Source organism: Pusillibacter faecalis (genome assembly GCF_018408705.1).
GTDB classification, from domain to species: domain Bacteria; phylum Bacillota; class Clostridia; order Oscillospirales; family Oscillospiraceae; genus Oscillibacter; species Oscillibacter faecalis.
Window position 1 is genome coordinate 1,672,544 of record NZ_AP023420.1, and the last position, 20,032, is coordinate 1,692,575.

Genomic DNA, 20,032 nt, shown 5'->3' on the forward strand with positions numbered 1-20,032 from the left:
CCCTCTTTGCTCAGAAATGCTCCATCCGTCCATGCCGCACACTTAGGGTTTGACACGAACCCAGGTCTCCCCCTCCAGGGCTCTGGCTACCAGGGCATCCACGTCCAGCGCGGCCTCCGCCGCCCGGACATCTTCCAGACGAGGGCGAATAGCCGGGTGCCGGGGGGTAAAGACCGTACAGCAGTCCTCATAGGGCAGGATCGAGGTCTCATAGGTGCCGATCTCTCGGGCGGTCCGGATGATCTCCACCTTGTCCATGCCAATGAGGGGCCGCAGCACCGGCAGGCTCACCACGTCCTCTGTGACGCCCAGGGCCAGCATGGTCTGGCTGGCCACCTGCCCCAGGGACTCACCGGTGACTAGGGCGTGGGCGCCGGCCTTCTTCGCCACAGCCTGACTGATGCGCATCATGAAGCGGCGCATCATGAGGGTGAAGTACTCCTCCGGGCAGCGGCGGCGGATCTCCTCCTGAATCTCTGTGAAGGGGACGATATGCACCAGCATGGCGCCGCAGTAGGCGGTGAGCAGGCGGGCCAGCTCCACCACTTTGTCCTGAGCCTGCTGAGAGGTGTAGGGCGGGGAGACGAAATGGACCATCTCCAGCTGTACGCCCCGGCGGGCCATCATCCAGGAGGATACAGGGCTGTCCAGTCCGCCGGAGAGCAGGCTCACGGCGTGTCCGCCGGTGCCCACAGGAAGCCCCCCGGCCCCGGAAATGGCAGGTCCGTGGACATAGGCGTGCTTTTCGCGGATTTCCACGTGAACCGTCAGATCCGGGTGGTGGACGTCCACCTTTACATGGGGAAAGGCGTCCGCCAGATTGCCGCCTACCTCCTGGGAGATTTGAATGGAGTTCAGGGCAAAGCTCTTGTCTGCCCGCCGGCTCTCTACCTTAAAGGTGCGGGCGGCGGCAAATTCATCGGCTAGATAGGCTTGGGCGGCGGCGGTGATGGCCTCCACCGTTTTCTCGCAAGGGATCGCCCGCACAACAGAGACGACGCCGAACACCTGCCGGGCGGCGGCCAGGGCGGCGGCCATGTCGCACTCCTCCTTCTGCGGCTCTACGTAGATGGTGCTCTGGCGGACATAGACCTGGAAGCTGCCCAGAGACTTCAGTCGCCGCCGCACATTGGACACCAGCTTATCCTCAAAGGACCTGCGGTTCAATCCTTTCAGGACGACCTCGCCCAGTTTCAAAAGCAGCATTTCATTGTGATTCATGATGGTTCCTCCGCCTTGTTGATTTCCAAAGCCCGCCCGGCGTCAGCCGGAGCGCCATCCAGCGCTGCGGCGGGCTGCTCCTTCGCACCGTATGCACAGGAAAATTGCCTTGCGGACAGATGCCCCGGCAGCGCGGCCGGAATCATGTGCCAAGCATGGCAGCTTTTTTATTATACTCCAAAAGCGGGCGCAGGAAAAGGACTAAATATCGCCGCGTAGCAAAAATAGCTGCAGAACTTTTTCTGCCAGATGCAGTTCCCGCGGGGTGCAGCGGGCCAACATTGCCTGAAGAGGGGTCAGGTCCTGCTCCTGGGGCACGTCTCCTAGAAGAATGTATTCCATAGAAAGCCGGGAGGTTCTGGAGAGCTTGATCAGAGTGTCAACCGACATCTGTGAGGTCCCCACCTCAAGCTGTCCGTAATAACCCGCACCAATATCTGCCAGTTCTGCAAATTGCTCCCTGGTCAGTCCAAGCCGGTTGCGCTGCTGGCGTAACCGATGGCCGACAGCCTTCCGCTCTTGTGTTGTCATGCTTGTCACGCTCCTTTTTTTCAAGTCTACCGTGGCGGGGGTGAATAAAAAATGTGTGAAAAGATATTGATTTTTGTTATCTTTAGGTGTATTTTTCCAATATGGAAAACCTTGAATCCGTTGTGGCACAAGGATTACAGGGCGATAATAAAAAGATGTACATGGTATTCCATAATTGTAACATTCTGGAATCAAAAGACAACGGGCTTTCCTACAGATTTCTATCAATTTCAAAAAAATCTGATTCGTACAGCTATTAAAAATTTGATACATAGTTGTAACATCGAAATGGAGAACAACGATGCAGGAATACATTGTCAACCGCCCGGACCCAAATGCTATGAAGCAAATTTTAGAAAAAAATTTTGAAAATGCGGCAGGGGTGATTCTGCGGCTGGCATGGCAGGCAGGGCTGCTGCGGGATGAGATTCACACGCTGACCTGGGGCCAGATTGACTTCCTGGACAATCAGATTCTTTTAAAAGACCGGACCGTGCCCATTTCAGGGGAACTGGCAATCTGGCTGAGAGCCTTGCGGGAGGGACGCAGCCATCGCTCAGAAGTGGTGGTGCTGTCAGACCGGGATCAAAAGCCTCTGAAGCCACAGTCGATTTCCCGCCTTGCCCGGATGGCACTGGACGCCGGAGGGCAGACTGGCGTTCGGCTCATTGATCTGCGGCATGACTTTGTCCTGCGGCAGCTGGAGACAGAGGACTGGCAGTATGTCTCCCGGATCACCGGCATTGAGGCAGCTGCCATGAATGTTCACTTCGCTCAGCATCTGGAACATAGAAGGGTCTCTACCAGGGCGCGGCGGGAGGAGGCCCAGCCGCCGGATGAATTTGCCCTGTGGAAGCTGCTGCAGGCGGAGCGGCTGTCCCCGGCTGGCGTGACGCTGTGGCTGACATGGCAGCTGGGGCTGCGGCTGGAGGAGATCGTGACTCTCCGCTGGGATCAGCTTCACGGTGAAACGCTGCGTCTGCCGGACCGGATTGTACCGCTGACCAGCGGCGTTTTGGGGGTGCTGTCGGACTTGCGGGCCGCTTCGCCGGACGCCGTGTACATTCTGACAGCCCCCAGAAGCGGGCGGCCCTATGACCGCACCCGCCTTTCCAAGATTGTCCGGACCGCACTGGTCCGGGCGGGGCTGGACAACATCACCCTGCGGGACCTGCGTCTGGACTGCGACATCCGGGTGGGCGGGGAGAACGAGGTGACTGCGTTTTTGCGCCGCCATCAGTCCATCACCCGGAATGAGGCGGCGGAGCTGCTGCAGGTCTCCGCCAGCACGGCCTATAACCGCCTCAAGCAGATGGTGCGCAGAGGACGGCTCACCCAGATTGGAGCCCGCTATTATCTCAGCTCGGCGGTGGTGCCTCCCGAACGGCAGACGGAGGTGATCCTGGAGTATTTGGATCGGGAGGGGTTCGCCTACCGCCAGGATATTGCCCGGCTTTTAAAAATTGATCCCCGCCAGTGCCGGCCCATCCTGCAGAGGATGGTGAACGCGGGGCAGATTGAGCAGCAGAGACAGCGGTATGTAGTGAAGAAAAACGCCTGAAAAAAAGATGGGAGCCCGGAGGATTTGAAAAACTCCGGGCTCCCGTTGTTTTTTTGTCCTGCCGCGGCGGAGAGCGGCCTTGCAAAGCGCGCTGGGATCATCCGGCGCCGCTTTGGGCCAGGTTCTGCCCGGCGGGATGGTTTTTCCTCAAAATGTTACATTCATTTTTCACGTTTTATCTATAAAAACATGTCGTTTATCATTCAAATTACAATGAATCGGAATCTCTGGACAAAAGAAATGCCGCTTGGTACATTGAGACTGCAAAACGGAGGGCGGAGGCTTTTGGCCGGAGCAGATACGGATTCGGCTAGCCACGGTATGTGCGCCGGGCGGAGCGGAAGACCAAAGTTTTGACAAAAATGGCGGTAATTTCCGCTAAATCTAAAAGGAGGAAACCATGAAGAAGTTCCTTTCTCTGGTGCTGGCGCTGACCATGATGATGTCTCTCGTCACGATCAATGCCGGCGCCAAGGAATTCACGGACGACGAAGAGCTGAACTACAAAGAAGCTGTCGACGTGATTTCCGAAATCAGTGTTGTGGATGGCTATGAAGACGGCAGCTTCAAGCCCCAGAACACTCTGACCCGTGGGGCTGCGGCCAAGATCATCTGCAACCTGATCCTGGGCCCCACCACCGCAGCGGAGCTGCACGCAGACACCGCTCCCTATAAGGATGTGCCTGTGAGCAACACCTTCTCCGGCTACATCGCTTACTGCGCCAAGGAGGGCATCATCTCCGGTTATGCCGACGGTTCTTTCCGTCCCGCTGGCACCCTGACCGGCTATGCCTTCATGAAGATGCTGCTGGGCGCCCTGGGCTATGACGCCACCTATGAGGGCTACACCGGCGGCAACTGGTCCATCAACGTTGCCAAGCAGGCCATCGGCATCGGCCTGAACAAGGGCCTGGTGGATGAGTTCAACGGCGTGGACTTCGTCACCCGTGAGGAGGCCGCCCTGTACGCCTTCAACACCCTGAAGGCCACCATGGTGGACTATGACCAGAAGATCACCACCAACGTCAATGGCGTGGACGTGACCATCTCCCAGGGCAACGCGAAGCCTGTGACCTGGACCGAGGGCATCAACGAGGACGGCAACATCAAGGACGACGACTTCGTTCAGTTCGCTGAGGAGTTCTTCCCCAAGCTGGTCCGCAAGGATGACAACGATAAGTTCATGGCCCCCGCCAACACCTGGGTCTTCGACAAGAGCGAGATCGGCACCTATGAGCGCACCGATCTGATCGTCGAGACATATACCACCAAGGTGACCGGCAAGGACGCCTATGATCTGCTCAAGTCCGGCGTGATCAAGGACAACGACCTGGAAGTCTATGTGGACGGCGTCGACGCCAAGGGCGAAGGCACCCTCTCCGGCAGCTTCACCACCATCAAGCGCTTTGACAAGGACGACATGGTGCGCTCCAACACCACCGCCCTGGGCGCTACCGGTGACGGCGTTGTGACCAAGGTGTATCTGGACACCGACAAGGACGTGATCACCTTCGTGTCCATCAACACCTGGCTGTCCAAGGCCACCGCCGACTACAGCGAGAGCAAGGAGTACGCTCCCCTCAGCGTGTATACCGGCGTCAACTCCACCAAGACCTATAACGTCGACGTGGAAGAGGTCGCCAACGTGACCGACGTCACCAAGGACGGCTTCTATCTGGTGAACATCTCCTGGAAGGACAACAACAACGGCGAGGTTGCCGTAGTGTCCAACCCCGAAGTTCTGGAGGATTCCACTGTCACCAAGTTCTCCGCCAGCAGCGAGGGCAATGACAAGGTTGGCTCCAACCGCTATGTTACCAAGCTGACCACCGGCGGTGAGGAGTACAAGCGCAATGTCATGGCCTACTATGACAAGGAAGTGCTGGACACCTATAACGACACCCTGCTGACCGACAACACCTACACCGTGTATCTGGACGCTAACGGCTACTTTGTCGGCGTAGAGCTGTTTGAGGGCACCAAGAACTATGTGTTCATCACCGGCTTTGACCGCGATTCTTCCAACCTGTCTGTGAAGACCGCTACTGCCAGCGCCATCTTCCTGGACGGCACCATGAAGAACATTCAGGTCAATGTCACCGATACCGACAAGAACATCGACAAGGTTCACAACCTGACCGGCGATGCACGTCACAACGCCAGCCACTTCATCAAGTGGTCCACCGGCGGCTACAGCGATCTCGGCGACGGCCTCCAGACTGGTGACAGCGCGTGGGCTCAGGCCGGCAAGTACGGCGAGGACGGTATCTATGACCTGAACCAGTGGTACACCTATACCGAGGACGACGGCACCTATACCCTGAAGCCCTGCGTCCGGATGACCAAGACCACCTATGAAAAGACCGACAAGACAACCACCATCCGCACCGACGCGCTGAGCGTTGTGGACGATCTGACCACCAATAACCGCGTTTACGGCGAGGATGAGACTGTCTTCCTGACCGTGGACCTGGACGTGGTGGACACCACCAACACCCTGGCGAAGGCCATCACTGAGGTGACAGGCGTCTACACCGGTGTGCAGAACGTGGACATCGACGTTGACGTGGACGACGCTCAGGCTGTGGCTGAGGGCCAGGTCTACACCGTGTATGACAGCGACTACTATGTGATCGGTGCTGTCGTCATCGGCGAGGCCCGCGGCGCTACCGCCAACTACGCCTATATCGTCTCCGGCGCCAAGAGCGAGGAGATTAAGGACGACACCTATTACTGGGAGTTCGATGCGGTTCTGGGCGGCGAGAAGCAGACCCTGACCGCCAAGAGCAAGTATAAGAGCACCATCGACGCTCTGACCAAGGGCACCGTGCAGGAGCTGCGCTTTGACGGCGACTATGTGGTTTCCATCAAGGACGTGACCAAGCTCTACACCGACAACCGTGTGGAGATCGACGGCCAGGACGTCTACTACATGCGGGGCGATTTGACCACAAACTCTGCCGCTGGCAGCACGCCCAGCGCTACCACCATTTGGGACGATCCTAACACCCTGAGCCTGCAGGGCCGCACCCTGTATATCACCGCCGCCCGCACCGACGTGGGCCTGGCTCTGACCAGCGGCGCCAAGGCCGTGACCATCCAGACCGAGAACGGCGAGGCCAATGTGGCCACCAATTTCTCCGACGTTGACTCTGCCATCTCTCATCTGGCTGACGCCAGCACCGCTGCCGGCTTCCAGTACGACGGCGAGGTGTACGCGGTTCTGGATTCCAACGGCGTTGCCGAGTGGGTGGTGTTTGTCAACCACACCGAGCTGATCACCGGCAACCAGAAGCCCGGCACTGGCACCGAGACCGGCATTGACGGCCTGCTGACCTACAGCGTCCAGAACTTCAATGGCTTTGGCTATGTGAACTGGACCGTGGCGGCGCCTGAGTACGCTGCACCTGGCGCGACTGTGACCTACACGGTGGCGGTGAAAGCCAACGGAACTACCATCGCAATGCCCTCCGTGACGACGTTTATTGCCGGAACCAGCACTGGCACTGGCATGTGGAACGGCGTTGTGGGTGATAGCTCCGCTAAACTGACTGTGGAACTGGTCAGTCTCACGGTCAACAACGTGGCTGTGAAGTATGTGGACGGCGATACCGGCAACACCCTGTATCTGGATTCCTGGGATAACACCAAGGATCGGAATACCGGCAAGCTGGCCGCTACGCCTACCGCAAGCCTGTCCACAAGCAGCGCCGCACAGTTGAGCTTCACCGTAAAGACGGATGACGCATCTAGCGGTAAGCTGACCTACACGCTGACTGGCACCAACGGTGACGTAACCACCAAGACCGCTCTGGGCGCTGCTGCGAATGCGGCTCAGACTGTTCCCGGTGCGACCACCACCGCCAAGGGCGATCAGTTCGTGGTTGTCACGGTCTATGGCCTGAACAGCCTGACGGATCTGTACGACGTCACTGCCAACACGACCAACCTGACTGCAAACGAGCTGGCCGGTATTGACTATGTGGCTGCTGGCTCTCCGCAGACCGGCACTGCGGCAAAGATCGACAACTTCTTCACTACCGGTGCGGGCAACACCTACACCGATACCCTGCTGGTGGAGTTTAGCAAGGTGCAGAACATCACCGGCGGAGATCAGGTGAAGATGACTGTGACCGTGGCCGCGGGCAACGAGAACGTGTCCTATGATGTGACTGTGACCGTGGGCGGCCAGACCTACACGTTCAACAGCTTGGCCGCTGCCGCTGACCAGTGGATCACCGTGAACGGCGATATCGAGGTCAGTGATGTTGTGGCGAAGCCCTCGATCAAGAAGCTGACTCTGGACGAGACTGTCAGCGCCAAGGGCCTCTCTGCAGACGGCAGAACTCTGACGCTCACCTTCAACCAGAATGTGACGGCTTCCTCTGCTCCTCTGAAAGCTGGTTCCTTCAGTGTAACTGCTGGTACCAGTAGTGCAGTGATCACCAACGTGGCTGTGAACGGCAAGACGATCGTTTTGACCTTCAACACCGCGCTGGCTAACGGCGAAACGGTACAGATTACCGCAGCTGACATTTACGGCGGAGTTAACAGCAACACCCTGGACGGCAATGACACCGTGACGATCAACAATGACGGTACCGGCTATCAGGACTGCACCTTCTCTTGATCCTGACATGGTAAATCTCTGATTAGGGCGAAAAATCCCCGGGCTTCGGCCCGGGGATTTTTCCGCTCATTCGTCGGCGGCAAGCAGAGCAATATAGTAATATGTGCGGGAAGCGGCGTTTGCCTGCTGCTCGGCGGTGTTTGCAAACCAGCTGACGCCGTTCTCCGGTTCCCACCGCAGGCTGACCATGGTGATGTCCTCTTTGGTGTACGAGAGATACAGGGCGCGGATCGCGTCCCGCAGCATGATGAGATGGGAACCAAAAGTACCGTCCACCACAATGACGGCCAGGGGCGATCCTGAAAAGGTCAGGCTGTTTCTGTCGAGGCCGCACCGGCCGGTGCCGGTGTAGCTGCCGTACTCAATTTTGCAGTTGCCCAGTCTGGACAGGGCCGCAGCATGATCTGCTAACGCCGCCTCAATCTTTGCGTTGTCGCTGTTGAAATCCTCTCGTAGAATCCGGTCTGTCTCCGCCCACTGGCTTAATTCGTGGCTGGTTGTGTGCTGCATGGATGCTCCTCCTTTTTATTATATAGAGTGCTCGGAACGCCTGATTGCACAAAAGCGTGCAACCAGGCAAAAAATCCCTCCGGAAGTTCCCCGGCCTGTCATGAATGTCCGCCTTGTCTCATACCATGAGATGAAAGGGGGATCACCATGAAAAAATTCCTGGCCGCGATTTGCGCTGTATTGGCGCTGACCACCACCGCCGGCGCCGTGGAGGTGGCCGCTCCATCCGCCCTGCTGATGGAAAAGGAGACTGGCGCCATTCTCTACGCCAAGGATGAGCACGCCAAGCTGGAGCCCGCCAGCGTCACCAAGGTGATGACTATTCTCCTGACCATGGAGGCCGTTGACTCCGGCGTTTTGAGCTACGACACCATGGTGACGGCCTCTGCCCACGCCTGCTCCATGGGCGGAAGTCAAATCTGGCTGAAAGAGAACGAGCAGATGACGGTGGATGAGATGCTCAAGGCTGTTTGCGTGGTCAGCGCCAACGACTGCGCCGTGGCGCTGGGCGAGGCCATCTCCGGCAGCGAGGAGGCCTTTGTGGAGCGCATGAACCAGCGGGCCAAGGAGCTGGGCATGAATGACACCACCTTTCAAAACGCCACGGGCCTACCCGCGGCGGGGCATGTCACCTCCGCCCACGATATCGCCATCATGAGCCGGGAGCTGATCCTGAACCACCCGGACATCCGCCAGTATACCACGATCTGGATGGACTCCCTTCGGGGCGGCGCGTCCCAGCTGGTGAACACCAACAAGCTGGTCCGCTTCTATGAGGGAGCCACGGGCCTGAAAACCGGGTCCACGGACAGCGCGCTCTACTGTCTCTCCGGCACGGCGGAGCGTGACGGCATGGAGCTGATCGCGGTGATCATGAAGGACGCCACCTCCGCCCAGCGCTTTGCCGACGCCCAGACCCTGTTGAACTATGGCTTTTCCACCTACGCCCTCAAGCATGTGGCGCCAGAGACGCCGCTGAGCCCTGTGCCTGTGACCCTGGGGACCCAGGCAACGGTCCAGCCGGTGCTGGGAGATGGAGGCACACTGCTGCTGGAAAAGGCCAAGGCGGGCGACCTGCAGCAGACGGTGACACTGTCGGCGGGAGTGAAAGCTCCGGTAGCCCTGGGGGACCAGCTGGGAATGCTGACCGTCAGCTCCGGTGAAGAGGTGGTGGCGGAGATTCCGCTGCTGGCCGGCGAGGAGGTGCCCCGGATCACATACGGCCAGATGCTGCTGCGGCTGCTGCGGCTGGCGCTTTTGTCTGATTGATACTTGCCCCGCCGGGAAGAATATGATATACTACCGATATCCGCAAACGATTTCGCGCTCTAAAAATCATCAAAGCGGCATTCTTGCGGCCTTTGCAACGCAGCTCTTGGTTGCCGTGCGACAAGCTGGGAAAAAAAGGAGACCCGGCAGCGAGTTCATAGGCGGCTTGGCCGCAGAAAAAGCTTCCAAGGGGCAATTCTGCGTTGTCGTGCGACCAGCCGAGAGAAAAAGGAGACCTGGCAGCGAGTTCATAGGCGGCTTGGCCGCAGTAAAAAGCTTCCAAGGGGCAATTCTGCGTTGTCGTGCGACAAGCTGGGAGAAAAAGGAGACCCGGCAGCGAGTTAACAGGCGGCTTGGCCGCAGTAAAAAGCTTCCAAGGGGCAATTCTGCGTTGCCGTGCGACCAGCTGAGAGAAAAAAGAGACCCGGCAGCGAGTTAACAGGCGGCTTGGCCGCAGTAAAAAGCTTCCAAGGGGCAATTCTGCGTTGTCGTGCGACAAGCTGGGAGAAAAAAGAGACCCGGCAGCGAGTTAACAGGCGGCTTGGCCGCAGAAAAAGCTTCCAAGGGGCAATTCTGCGTTGCCGTGCGACCAGCTGGGAGAAAAAAGAGAGTCGGTAGCGAGTTAACAGGCGGCTTGGCCGCCGAAGGAGGAAAATGATGCTGAACGTCAGGCTGTTTGAAATGGAGAAATTTCTGAACACATCCTATGAGGAGGAACTGACCTCCCGGCTCCAGGAAGCCCAGGAGAAGCTGCAGACAGGCAGCGGCGCTGGCGGAGAGTTCACTGGCTGGGTCCATCTGCCGGAGAGCTACGACCGGGAGGAGTTCGCCAGGATTCTCGCCGCCGCGAAGCGGATTCAAAGCGACTCCCAAGCCCTGGTGGTGGTGGGCATCGGCGGGTCCTACCTGGGGGCCAGGGGCGTCATCGACTGCCTGTGCTCCCCCAACTATAATTTGAAGAAAAAATCCACCCCGAACGTCTATTTCATTGGAAATGGCCTCTCCGCCGACGCACTGCAGGAAACGCTGGACCTGGTCTCGGACGTGGACTTCTCCGTGAATGTGATCTCCAAGTCTGGTACTACCACGGAGCCGGCGGTGGCGTTCCGGTTTTTCCGGGAGGCTCTGGAGAAGAAGTACGGCAAAGAGGCCGCGGGACGGCGGATCTATGCCACCACCGACAAGGCCCGGGGCGCGCTGAAATCCCTGGCGGACGCCGAGGGCTGGGAGACCTTTGTGGTACCGGATGAGATCGGCGGCCGATACAGCGTGCTGACCGCCGTGGGTCTGCTGCCCATCGCCGTGGCCGGCGTGGACATTGAGGCATTGATGGCCGGCGCAGCAGAGATGATGAGGACTTGTGCCCGGGGCGGTCTGGACTGTCCCGCCTGGCGCTACGCCGCCGCCCGCTATGCCCTGTATCAGGCGGGCCGCTCTGTGGAGCTGCTGGCCTGCTATGACCCGGCGTTCCGCTTTATGAGCGAGTGGTGGAAGCAGCTCTACGGCGAGAGCGAGGGCAAGGAGGGCAAGGGACTCTTCCCCGCCAGCGTGGACTTCACCGCGGACCTGCACTCCATGGGCCAGTATATCCAGGAGGGCCGCCGGCTGATGCTGGAGACCGTGGTGCGGCTGGGCGCCTCCGACAGTGAGCTGCGGGTTCCCCGGGACGAGACCGACGGCGATGGGCTGAACTTCCTGGCCGGAGAGACCATGGACTTCATCCGGGACCGGGCGATGGAGGGCACCCTCCTGGCGCACACGGAGGGCGGCGTGCCCAACCTGATTGTGGAGGCCGACGGCAAAACCCCGGCCGCCCTGGGGCAGCTGATCTACTTCTTTGAGTACGCCTGCGGCCTGTCCGGATACCTGCTGGGGGTCAATCCTTTTGACCAGCCCGGTGTGGAGGCCTACAAGAAGAATATGTTTGCCTTGCTGGGGAAGCCGGGCTATGAGCAGCGCCGCACGGAGCTGGAGGCCAAACTGAATCGGTAATCAAGAGGGGAGCGGTTTGGCCGCTCCCCTGGCACTTTGTGAATAAATCCTGAATCTGCTTTTTTATGATTGTTTTTTCCCTCGCTATATGCTATCCTAAAGACAGCGGAGAACACCCCAAATAAACGACAGGAGTGATATAGTATGGTTCGATTGATTATGGGCTCCAAGGGCTCCGGCAAGACGAAGCAGCTCATTGAAATGATTAACAACGCGGCAAAGGACGAACCCGGCAACGTAGTTTGCATCGAGGCAAACCGCAACATGACGTATGATATTCACTATCATATCCGCCTGATTGATGCCGAGGAGTATAAGCTGAATAACTACGACTCCTTCCGCGGCTTTATCAGTGGCCTGTACGCGGGCAACTATGACATCTCCCATGTGTTCATCGATAGCCTGTGCAGGATTGTTGGCCGCGATGTGGACCAGGAGACCGAGGATTTCCTCAACTGGCTGGATGTTTTCGGTGAGCGGAACAATATTAAGTTCACCGTCACCATCAGCGCCGATATTTCCAGCGCCACTGACGGCATGGGAAGATACCTATAAGAGACAAGCCCCCTCCGGAAGGAGGGGGCTTTTTCAAAGAGACTGTGCATTGCGCATTTGCGGCCAATGTTGCCGGCCCGGTCAACGGGCTGGCGGCAGAGTTGATCCATGTTCCATTGGGACTTGCCAACTGCCCAAGAGACCCACCTGGGTTTCTTGGGCAGGCTGCATTCAAAAACATGGAAAAACAGTCCCCTTTGACAGCAGGGAGAGCTCTCCGTACATGGAAAGAAAGCCCCGGAATGCCAAGGCTGCTGGTGAGATACAGGCGGCCTTCAAAGCAAATTGGACCAGGTAAATTGAAAGACCCGGCTGGGCCGCCCACACCCGTTTTCTGAATACATGCCGATGACCTTGCAGCACCCCGCTGATAGGAGCTTTTGCAGGATGCGGTCCATGGTGCGTGTGCTGAACCCGCAGAGGGAGGCAAGCTGGCGAGAGGTGAACTCCTCCAGCCCGCTTTTTCGGGTGTGCTTCAAGATGGCAAAGAGGGTTGTGGCGCTGAGTCCCGCCCGCTTTGCCGCAAGGGTGAGATTTCTGTCAATTTGAATTTCATTAGCAGGGCTTTCCTGCCGGGAAATTAAGGGTTTTAGAACAGAGCCGTCTTCTAAAACCACATAGGCACAGTTTGACGAAGCCTTTTTCGCCATCTCGATGGCAGTTCTGGCGTGGCTGCGGGACTCGCAGGCCGTATTTCCACAGCCAATCCCCACGGCAATGTTTTCAGCCCGGCAGATGTTCAAAATATCCAGCAGATCTAAATATTGAAAGTGATTTGTCTCCAGTTCAATTAACTTTCGGGTTGTAAAAATTAAAAAGCTCTTGGGCGTATCCTCGACCACAACACCGTCAATCCGGGAGCTGAAAGAATAGATGTTCTCCAGAACCTTGATCCGGTTGGCAAGGTATCCATAATCATCCTCCCCCATAATGGAATAGTTCCCGGCAAAGGAGACCTCCAGCATGATCACCACGATCCAGCTCTCCAGGTTCAGCTGTGCCTGATAGCGCAGCTGCAGCCTTTTGACGGTATCAATGACCAGCGTGCTGGCTGGAAGTGTGACCGCGCAGGGAATCTTCAGCTGATTCAGGCGGCCCGCGATTTCGGTCAGTCCCGTGATACAACAGCTCACGCCATTTCGGCAATAGTTATTTTGGTGAAACTCCATGAGGTAATCCAGATATCCTGGGTCCAGCAGCCGCTGCTCAGCCACATAGAGGCGGAGATCCTCCGCGCGAAACCCGATTTCCTGATACGCGGTGAGAATCAAGGAGGAATCCAGCGTGTCATAGCTGATGCGGCAGATTCCACAGTGGAACCTGCGCTGGACCTCCAACAGCGTTCTGTGCAGAGAGCTGATGTGGCGGGGAAGATACTCCCAGGGGATCAATTGCCTCCGGCTCCGCTTGCACAGCGCATAGGAGGCCTTACCGGGAAAGAGGACCATGTCCGCCTCCTGCTGAATTTGATCAATCATGTCCAATGCTTCCGTATACACGTCGTAAGCGGCCTCATATACGTCCAGCTCCGGGAATGCATCCTTGATAATACCGGCATTTCGGGTTACGGTGTTGACCGGGCCCAATACGCACAGCTTCATGATTTCACCAGCCTATTTTCCACAAATTCCCCTTATAAAACTTTATTTTAACAAAGAGTCCTAAAAAAGACAAGCATATTATGTGAGGCAAAACCTAACATACATTTTGACGGCACTTCGCTACACTTTTGTTAGGTGGTGGCTCATAATGAAAAAGGCGGAACAGCTGGTCTTTGATGAGGATATCTACAATACCATACGGCGTAACATTAAGAAATATCGAAATGAAAAGGGACTGACCTCCGCGCAGCTTGCGGAAATGGTGGACCTTTCCCATGACTTTATCAGGCAGATTCAATCGGAAAAGGCTGGATATAATTTTTCTGTGGAAACCTTTTATAAAATCTCAGTTGCCCTCGGCGTCAGCCTGGACCAGCTGGTTGAAAAATAGAGAGATCCCCCGCTTCCTGTTTGTCCAGGAGGCGGGGAATTTTTTTTGGAACGATGGCCGGGATTCGTTGTCTGCGTGCCTGCTGTGGCCCCATGACCATGCGGCAATAGACCATCCGGACATGAGGTGCCAAACAGGGCCTGTGAGATAGTTGAAATCCCAATATTTTGTACATAAAATTCTTGGTTTTGCACAAAAAGAGGGCGGTTTTGCTATAGAAAACAACAATTTTAGATTTAGACAACTTCTGGGCCTATTATAGATGTTTTCCATCTTTTACAATCGACCATATCAAACCGCAAGATACTTTGGACGTTGACATCACAACGAAATGGACAGGAGGTGAGGTATGATTGATTTTCAGAATATGATCAATGGAGCTGATCTTTGGATTGCGTCGTCTCTCATGGTCATGATGTCTTTGATTCAGGCGGGGCTTTTTCTCCGCACCTCGTGGAAAGAGGCGGAAATCCTTGGATTCAGCAACAAGCAGAAGACGGCCTGTCTTCGCAGCGCGGCGCTTACCGCCGCGGGCCCCTCGCTGTCGCCCATCATTATTATGATCTCCATGATTGCCATTGTGGGCGGTCCAACCACCTGGATGGTACTCAACAACGTGGGAGCGGCGCGCACGGAACTGGCGGTGGTCACCATGGCGGCAAACTATGCGGGTGTGGAGATTGGCGCGGCGGATATGGGGGTCCGGGCATTCACCTATGCCCTGTGGGCCATTGCGCTGAACGGGTTTGGCTGGCTGTTTGTCGTATGGCTCCTGAACCACAGAATGAGCCGTATTGTCGCAAGGCTGAATCAGACCTACGACCCCAAATGGATTTCTGCCATGCTGGCCGGAGCGAATCTTGGATTATTTGCCTATCTGCTCTCCGGACAGCTGGTGGGAAAGGCGCCGCCAAACTATCTTGCGGCTGTGATTGCAGGGGCAACTATGCTGATCTTGACAAAATTTCTACATAAGAATCATATTTTGCAAGAGATCTCCCTGGGGCTGTCCCTGCTGGCGGGTATGTTTCTGACGGAGCTGATGATCAATTGACATTTTAGGAGGGGAATTATGGATTTTCAAGCAATGATCAATAGCCCGGGACTGTGGATTGCATCCTCTGTCATGGTAATTGCGACCATGGTACAGGCGCTGGTGTTCTTCCGCACGTCCCTGAAAGAGGCACATGAAATTGGAATCGAACGGCAGAGATACCGGGCCGGTATCCGCTCCGCAATTATCACTTCCATCGGCCCGTCATTCTCTCCTGTGATTGTGCTTTTGAGCATGGTGGCGGTGATCGGCGCACCGACCACCTGGATGCGGCTTTGCGATGTGGGCGCGGCCAGAACGGAGCTGGCTGTCATCTCTCTGGCCGCCGGCATGGCGGGCGCGGAGGTTGGTACAGAGTCTTTCGGCACCACTGCTTTTTCGTACTCTCTGTGGGCCATGGCGCTGAACAACCTGGGCTGGCTGGTAATTGTTCTTCTTTTAAACCACAGAATGAGCGGCATTGTGGTAAAGATGAATGAGAAGCTGAACCCCAAGTGGGTGAAACTGTTGATGGGCGGCGCGACACTGGGCCTGTTCGCTTATCTGCTGACCAATCAGCTGGTGGGTAAAACCAGTATCAAATGGGCTGCTGCAATTCTGTCCGGTGTGATCATGCTGGTGCTGACCACGGCGTTTAAAAAGCACCAGAGAATCCAGGAGCTGGCCCTGGGTATTTCCATGCTGGGCGGTATGTTCCTGACCCAAGCCATCATGGGCTGATAAAAGCGGGAGGATGACGTGTATGTACGATCAAAAGCTGATTAAAATTGGCCGCATGACCATGCTGTTTGCCATCATTGCAAACTTCGTTCCAGCTATTTATGTGGGCCTGCGATATGGCGAGATGCCGTCCGGATCTATTCTTCTTCAGCTCTGGCTTCTGGTGGCGTCCGCCTATGGGATTTCCTGGATTGTGCAGCCCATTGCCTACTTCGCGACACTTGGAACCGCAGGTTCCTACATCGGCTGGCTGGCCGGCAGTGTTGGGGATATTCGTCTGCCTGCGGCGTCCATGGCCCAGAAGGTCGCGGGCGTGGAGCCGGGCACACATGAGGGCGACGTGATCGGAACCATTGGCACAGCCTGCTCCGTATTCGTCTCGGCGGGCATGATTACACTCTTCATTATCATCGGCTCGTGGGTGGTACCGAAGCTTCCGCCGTTTGTGACAGAGGCGTTCAATCACATTTTGCCCGCGCTGTTTGGCGCGATCTATGTGGATATCGCCCGGAAGGATATCCGAACCGGCATCTGCGGAATTGCTGCCGGCATTGCCATTCTCTTCTTTGGCGGAAAGCTGGGGATCAACAACGGAATCCTGACCGTTTTGATTGTGGTCTCCGGGATTCTGATCAACCGCATATTCTTTGTAATGGATCAGAAAAAGACCGCCGCAGAAAATAAGTGAGCTGCCCCGGACATAAAAAGATTTGGAGGATCAGATATGGACCAGCTATGCAAACGTATTGACAGCTACTATGACAATATGGTATCTACACTAGAAACCCTGGTGAACATTGACAGCGGCGCGGACTGTCCGGAGGGAATCAAAGAGGTTGCCGCAAACGTTGGAGACCACCTGAAATCCATTGGCTTCCAAGTGGAGTATCTGGACTACCCGGGAATTGCAACCCATGTTTTGGCCACGCGGAAGGGAACAGCACCGGATGCCCGGAACGTCATGATCATCGGACATTTGGACACCGTGTTTCCCAAGGGAACCGCCGCGGCACGCCCCTTTCGGCAGGAACATGGCATTGCCTATGGGCCAGGGGTCCTGGATATGAAAAGCGGCGTGACCATCGCGCTCTATGCCTTGCGGGCCATGTCCGAGCTGGACCTCATCAAAAATAACGTGACCGTAATGTTTGTGGGTGATGAGGAAGCAGGCCACCCGTACACCGACGCGGCAGAACAGCTGAGGAAAGCAGCCGCCGGAAAGGACGCCGTATTCAATATGGAGACAGGGTCCGACAAGGGGACCGTCGTCCTGGGCCGGACGGGAATCTATTATCCTGAGATCACTGTGGAGGGCATTGCGGCGCATTCCGGAAAGGACCCGGAAAAGGGTGCCAGCGCTGTGCGCGAGCTGGTGTATAAGCTGGTGGACCTCTATCGCTTCAGTGACACGGACGACAATATCTCCTTTAATGCCGGCATCATCACGGGCGGTGTGGCAGCCAATGGCATTGCCGCCCATGCGGAGATGAAAGGGGACTTCCGGTATAAGACCGTAGACAGCGGGCCCAAGATTCTCAAGGCGCTGGAGGAAATCTGTGCCAAGACGTATGTTCCCAGAACGCAGACAAAGCTGGTGTGTGATCCCAACCGCGGCTTTATCCCGATGGAAAAGACCGAGGCGAATGTGGCTCTGTACAACGTTGTGCGGGAGCAGGGAGCTAAGATTGGTGTGAACATTGAGGGAATTACCGTCGGTGCGGGGTCTGACTCCTGTTACACGTCCGTGGTGGGAGCACCAACCGTCTGCGCCATGGGAGCCAGGGGAGAACTGAATCACAGCGCCCAGGAATACATGCGTCTGGACAGCTTAACCGAGCGGGCGAAAATTCTGGCCCTGTCCATCCTTGCCATCTGATTTCCATCATCCACAACGGCCAACAAAGCGGGAGAGAATTTTACCGAAATATTGGGGCCAGCGCCGCACAGGACCGCACGGCCGGAACAGAGCGCGTTCCTGAAGGCCAATGAAAAGGGAAGGACTGGCCTGCGATTATGAAAAAGCGTGCGCTCCGCAAGGAGCGCACGCTGAACTTATGGCAGGTAGTTGAGGGGGTTCTTGGCCACGCCGTTGTACCGGACCTCAAAGTGACAGTGGTTGCCGGTGGAGTTGCCGGTGGAACCGACCCGGGCAATCTGCTGGCCCTTGTAGACATGATCGCCCACAGATACCAGCAGGCTGCTGTTATGGCCGTAGTAGGTGACATACCCGTTGCCATGGCTGATCTGAACCAGGTAGCCATAGCCGCCCATCCACCCGGCGTAGGTGACTGTACCGCCATCCGCCGCGTAAACCGGAGCGCCATAGCTGTTGGCAATATCAATCCCCTTGTGGTTGGTGGAGCCAATGCCGCCGGGAGATCTCCGTCCGCCAAAATAGGAAGTAATCCGCCCGGAAGTGGGCCAGCGGAACGTACCGGTGGGAAGCCAGGTGGGGCGGTCCTTGGTGCCCTGGAGCCGCTGCTCTGTCACAGGCTCCTTCAGTGTCACAGAAGAGAGAATGGTGCGCTCTGTCTCCACACCATTGACATAGGTGACGTTAGCCACCACGTCAGCGGCACCGTACTCCCCGGCAGAGACAACCTTGTAGTCGCCCTTGTACATATTGGCGCTGTCCGTATACTCAATGTCGTAGTTGACCTCGTCCACATACCGTTCCTGCTGCACCACGGTCAGCGTCAGGTAGGGGACAGAGGCGGACAGGGTCAGAACTTCGCCAATCTGCAATTTGTCGATGTTGTATCCAGGGTTGAGCTCCAGCAGTTCCGCAGAGGTCAGATCGTGGCTGTTGGCAATTTCCGACCAGGTATCCCCCGCCTTTACCTCATAGGTGACTTCGGCGCTCTTGGTGCTGTACAGCGTCTCGGCAATATAGCCGAGGTTCATGATGTCCTCGCTGGGGACATACTCCTGTTTGATTTCCACATCCTCGGCAAACTCGCAGGAAATGGTCTCCTCTGTGGTGGCGTCTTCCTTCAGCTTTACCAAAAGCTCCTCCAGCGCGCCCTCATAGGGCGTGGCGCCGATGTATTCGCCGTCCACATACAGGCAATACGCGGGAGTTACCAGGCCAATTTCCTCGGAGAGGTCCTCCTGCAGCGTGGCCTCATCCACTACCTCCTGCCGGCTGAGCAGGCCGGAGGAATACTGAATCAGGGAATCATCAATCGTAAAGGACTCGCCCAGAGTCCGGGTTGTGACAGTCTCCAGATTGGAGCGGACCTGGTCCGCCTCAGACTGGCTGGCTACCGCGGCAATCACTTCGCCATCATAGGAGACGGTAACGCCCAAGGTATAGGTGCTGCATACCAAGACTACAGCCACTAAAGCGCAGCCGCCGCCAATGAAGGCGGCCGGATGCAGCTTTTTCCAGCGAATCCTGGCAAACTGATCGGAAACCCAGCGGAAAAACTGTTTTCTCCTTCTGGAAATCCGCTCCCAGATCAAACTTCCCAGCATGGGAAGCATATTCCAGCCAAGAAGCAAAAGCTGCACAGGCAGGGCGTCGGACTCCGGAAAATTACATGCCTGGTTTTCCTGCCGAAGGTCTTGAATATGACGGCGCAGGCGCCGGACGCGGCGGGTAAGACGCCGGGCCTGAATGGACAGGAAATTGGCGCTGGCCCCGGCACGCTCTGGTGTGGAACGGCGGGTCCTGGCCTCCGAGCGGTCTTTGGTCTGAGTCCCGGCCTTCCGTTCTGCCCGGTGGGACGCTGGGGATGGCTGCGGACTCCTTCCGTGATGTTTCTTCTGTTCCATAAATCTCCTCTGGAATATGAGAACCATAAAAAGTTACAAATTGTTACCGCTCCCTATCATACCTCTTTTTAGTAATTCAGTCAACCCCCAATTTTGTTCAAAAATAGTTCATTTTTGCAAAATTTACCCTTTTTAGGGCAAAAGAACAGGCTTAACAGGGAGAGATTGTGGGTTTGACGGAAATGTACAGAGAATTCAAGAAAATTTTTACAGCAGACGG

15 protein-coding genes are annotated in these 20,032 nt (G+C 56.6%); 10 read left to right on the forward strand and 5 right to left on the reverse strand.

Annotation, left to right across the window (positions count from 1 at the left end):
• Nucleotides 1-42 precede the first annotated feature (42 nt).
• Together thiI and KJS55_RS08400 are read right to left on the reverse strand one after the other, a co-directional pair.
• On the reverse strand, nucleotides 43-1,221 hold the full coding sequence (thiI, locus tag KJS55_RS08395; protein WP_187031969.1) for a tRNA uracil 4-sulfurtransferase ThiI: 1,179 nt from the start codon (nucleotides 1,219-1,221) through the stop codon (nucleotides 43-45).
• A gap of 201 nt (nucleotides 1,222-1,422) precedes the next feature.
• Entirely contained in the window at nucleotides 1,423-1,752 is a 330-nt protein-coding gene (locus KJS55_RS08400) for a helix-turn-helix domain-containing protein (protein ID WP_187031967.1), read from the reverse strand.
• Between the two features lie 301 nt (nucleotides 1,753-2,053).
• Between KJS55_RS08400 and KJS55_RS08405 the strand changes: the two genes are divergently transcribed.
• Together KJS55_RS08405 and KJS55_RS08410 are read left to right on the forward strand one after the other, a co-directional pair.
• Nucleotides 2,054-3,313, forward strand: a complete 1,260-nt coding sequence (locus KJS55_RS08405; protein ID WP_213543115.1) for a tyrosine-type recombinase/integrase — start codon at nucleotides 2,054-2,056, stop codon at nucleotides 3,311-3,313.
• Between the two features lie 400 nt (nucleotides 3,314-3,713).
• A complete protein-coding gene (locus KJS55_RS08410) occupies nucleotides 3,714-7,943 on the forward strand; it encodes an S-layer homology domain-containing protein (protein WP_213543116.1) in 4,230 nt (1,409 codons plus the stop codon).
• Nucleotides 7,944-8,009: 66 nt separating this feature from the next.
• Here KJS55_RS08410 and KJS55_RS08415 read toward each other — a convergent pair whose 3' ends face one another.
• Nucleotides 8,010-8,453: a hypothetical protein gene (locus KJS55_RS08415; RefSeq protein ID WP_213543117.1), complete on the reverse strand. Its 444-nt coding sequence runs from the start codon at nucleotides 8,451-8,453 to the stop codon at nucleotides 8,010-8,012.
• 147 nt (nucleotides 8,454-8,600) lie between these two features.
• Here KJS55_RS08415 and KJS55_RS08420 point away from each other — a divergent pair, with 147 nt between their 5' ends.
• From KJS55_RS08420 to KJS55_RS08430, 3 genes are all read left to right on the forward strand, one after another.
• Entirely contained in the window at nucleotides 8,601-9,722 is a 1,122-nt protein-coding gene (locus KJS55_RS08420) for a D-alanyl-D-alanine carboxypeptidase family protein (RefSeq protein ID WP_213543118.1), read from the forward strand.
• Nucleotides 9,723-10,379: 657 nt separating this feature from the next.
• Nucleotides 10,380-11,714, forward strand: a complete 1,335-nt coding sequence (locus KJS55_RS08425; protein ID WP_187032476.1) for a glucose-6-phosphate isomerase — start codon at nucleotides 10,380-10,382, stop codon at nucleotides 11,712-11,714.
• 144 nt (nucleotides 11,715-11,858) lie between these two features.
• Entirely contained in the window at nucleotides 11,859-12,269 is a 411-nt protein-coding gene (locus tag KJS55_RS08430; RefSeq protein ID WP_187032478.1) for a hypothetical protein, read from the forward strand.
• 275 nt (nucleotides 12,270-12,544) lie between these two features.
• Here KJS55_RS08430 and KJS55_RS08435 read toward each other — a convergent pair whose 3' ends face one another.
• Nucleotides 12,545-13,870, reverse strand: a complete 1,326-nt coding sequence (locus tag KJS55_RS08435; RefSeq protein ID WP_213543119.1) for a hypothetical protein — start codon at nucleotides 13,868-13,870, stop codon at nucleotides 12,545-12,547.
• Nucleotides 13,871-14,018: 148 nt separating this feature from the next.
• Between KJS55_RS08435 and KJS55_RS08440 the strand changes: the two genes are divergently transcribed.
• The 5 genes from KJS55_RS08440 to KJS55_RS08460 all read left to right on the forward strand — a co-directional run bounded on the left by KJS55_RS08440 (nucleotide 14,019) and on the right by KJS55_RS08460 (nucleotide 17,911).
• Nucleotides 14,019-14,261 (forward strand): helix-turn-helix transcriptional regulator, encoded by a 243-nt coding sequence (locus KJS55_RS08440; RefSeq protein ID WP_187032482.1) that lies wholly within the window; start codon nucleotides 14,019-14,021, stop codon nucleotides 14,259-14,261.
• A 349-nt stretch (nucleotides 14,262-14,610) separates the two neighbouring features.
• Nucleotides 14,611-15,315 carry a DUF5058 family protein gene (locus KJS55_RS08445; RefSeq protein ID WP_228300493.1) on the forward strand — a complete coding sequence of 235 codons (705 nt, stop codon included), beginning with the start codon at nucleotides 14,611-14,613 and terminating at the stop codon, nucleotides 15,313-15,315.
• A gap of 18 nt (nucleotides 15,316-15,333) precedes the next feature.
• Entirely contained in the window at nucleotides 15,334-16,035 is a 702-nt protein-coding gene (locus KJS55_RS08450) for a DUF5058 family protein (protein WP_213543120.1), read from the forward strand.
• Nucleotides 16,036-16,057: 22 nt separating this feature from the next.
• Nucleotides 16,058-16,723, forward strand: coding sequence for a hypothetical protein (locus KJS55_RS08455; protein ID WP_187032486.1), 666 nt, complete (start codon nucleotides 16,058-16,060; stop codon nucleotides 16,721-16,723).
• Nucleotides 16,724-16,759: 36 nt separating this feature from the next.
• Nucleotides 16,760-17,911: a M20 family metallopeptidase gene (locus KJS55_RS08460; protein ID WP_213543121.1), complete on the forward strand. Its 1,152-nt coding sequence runs from the start codon at nucleotides 16,760-16,762 to the stop codon at nucleotides 17,909-17,911.
• Between the two features lie 176 nt (nucleotides 17,912-18,087).
• On the opposite strand, the gene KJS55_RS08465 is transcribed toward KJS55_RS08460, so the two are convergent.
• Nucleotides 18,088-19,812: a M23 family metallopeptidase gene (locus KJS55_RS08465; protein ID WP_228300494.1), complete on the reverse strand. Its 1,725-nt coding sequence runs from the start codon at nucleotides 19,810-19,812 to the stop codon at nucleotides 18,088-18,090.
• Between the last annotated feature and the right edge of the window lie 220 nt (nucleotides 19,813-20,032).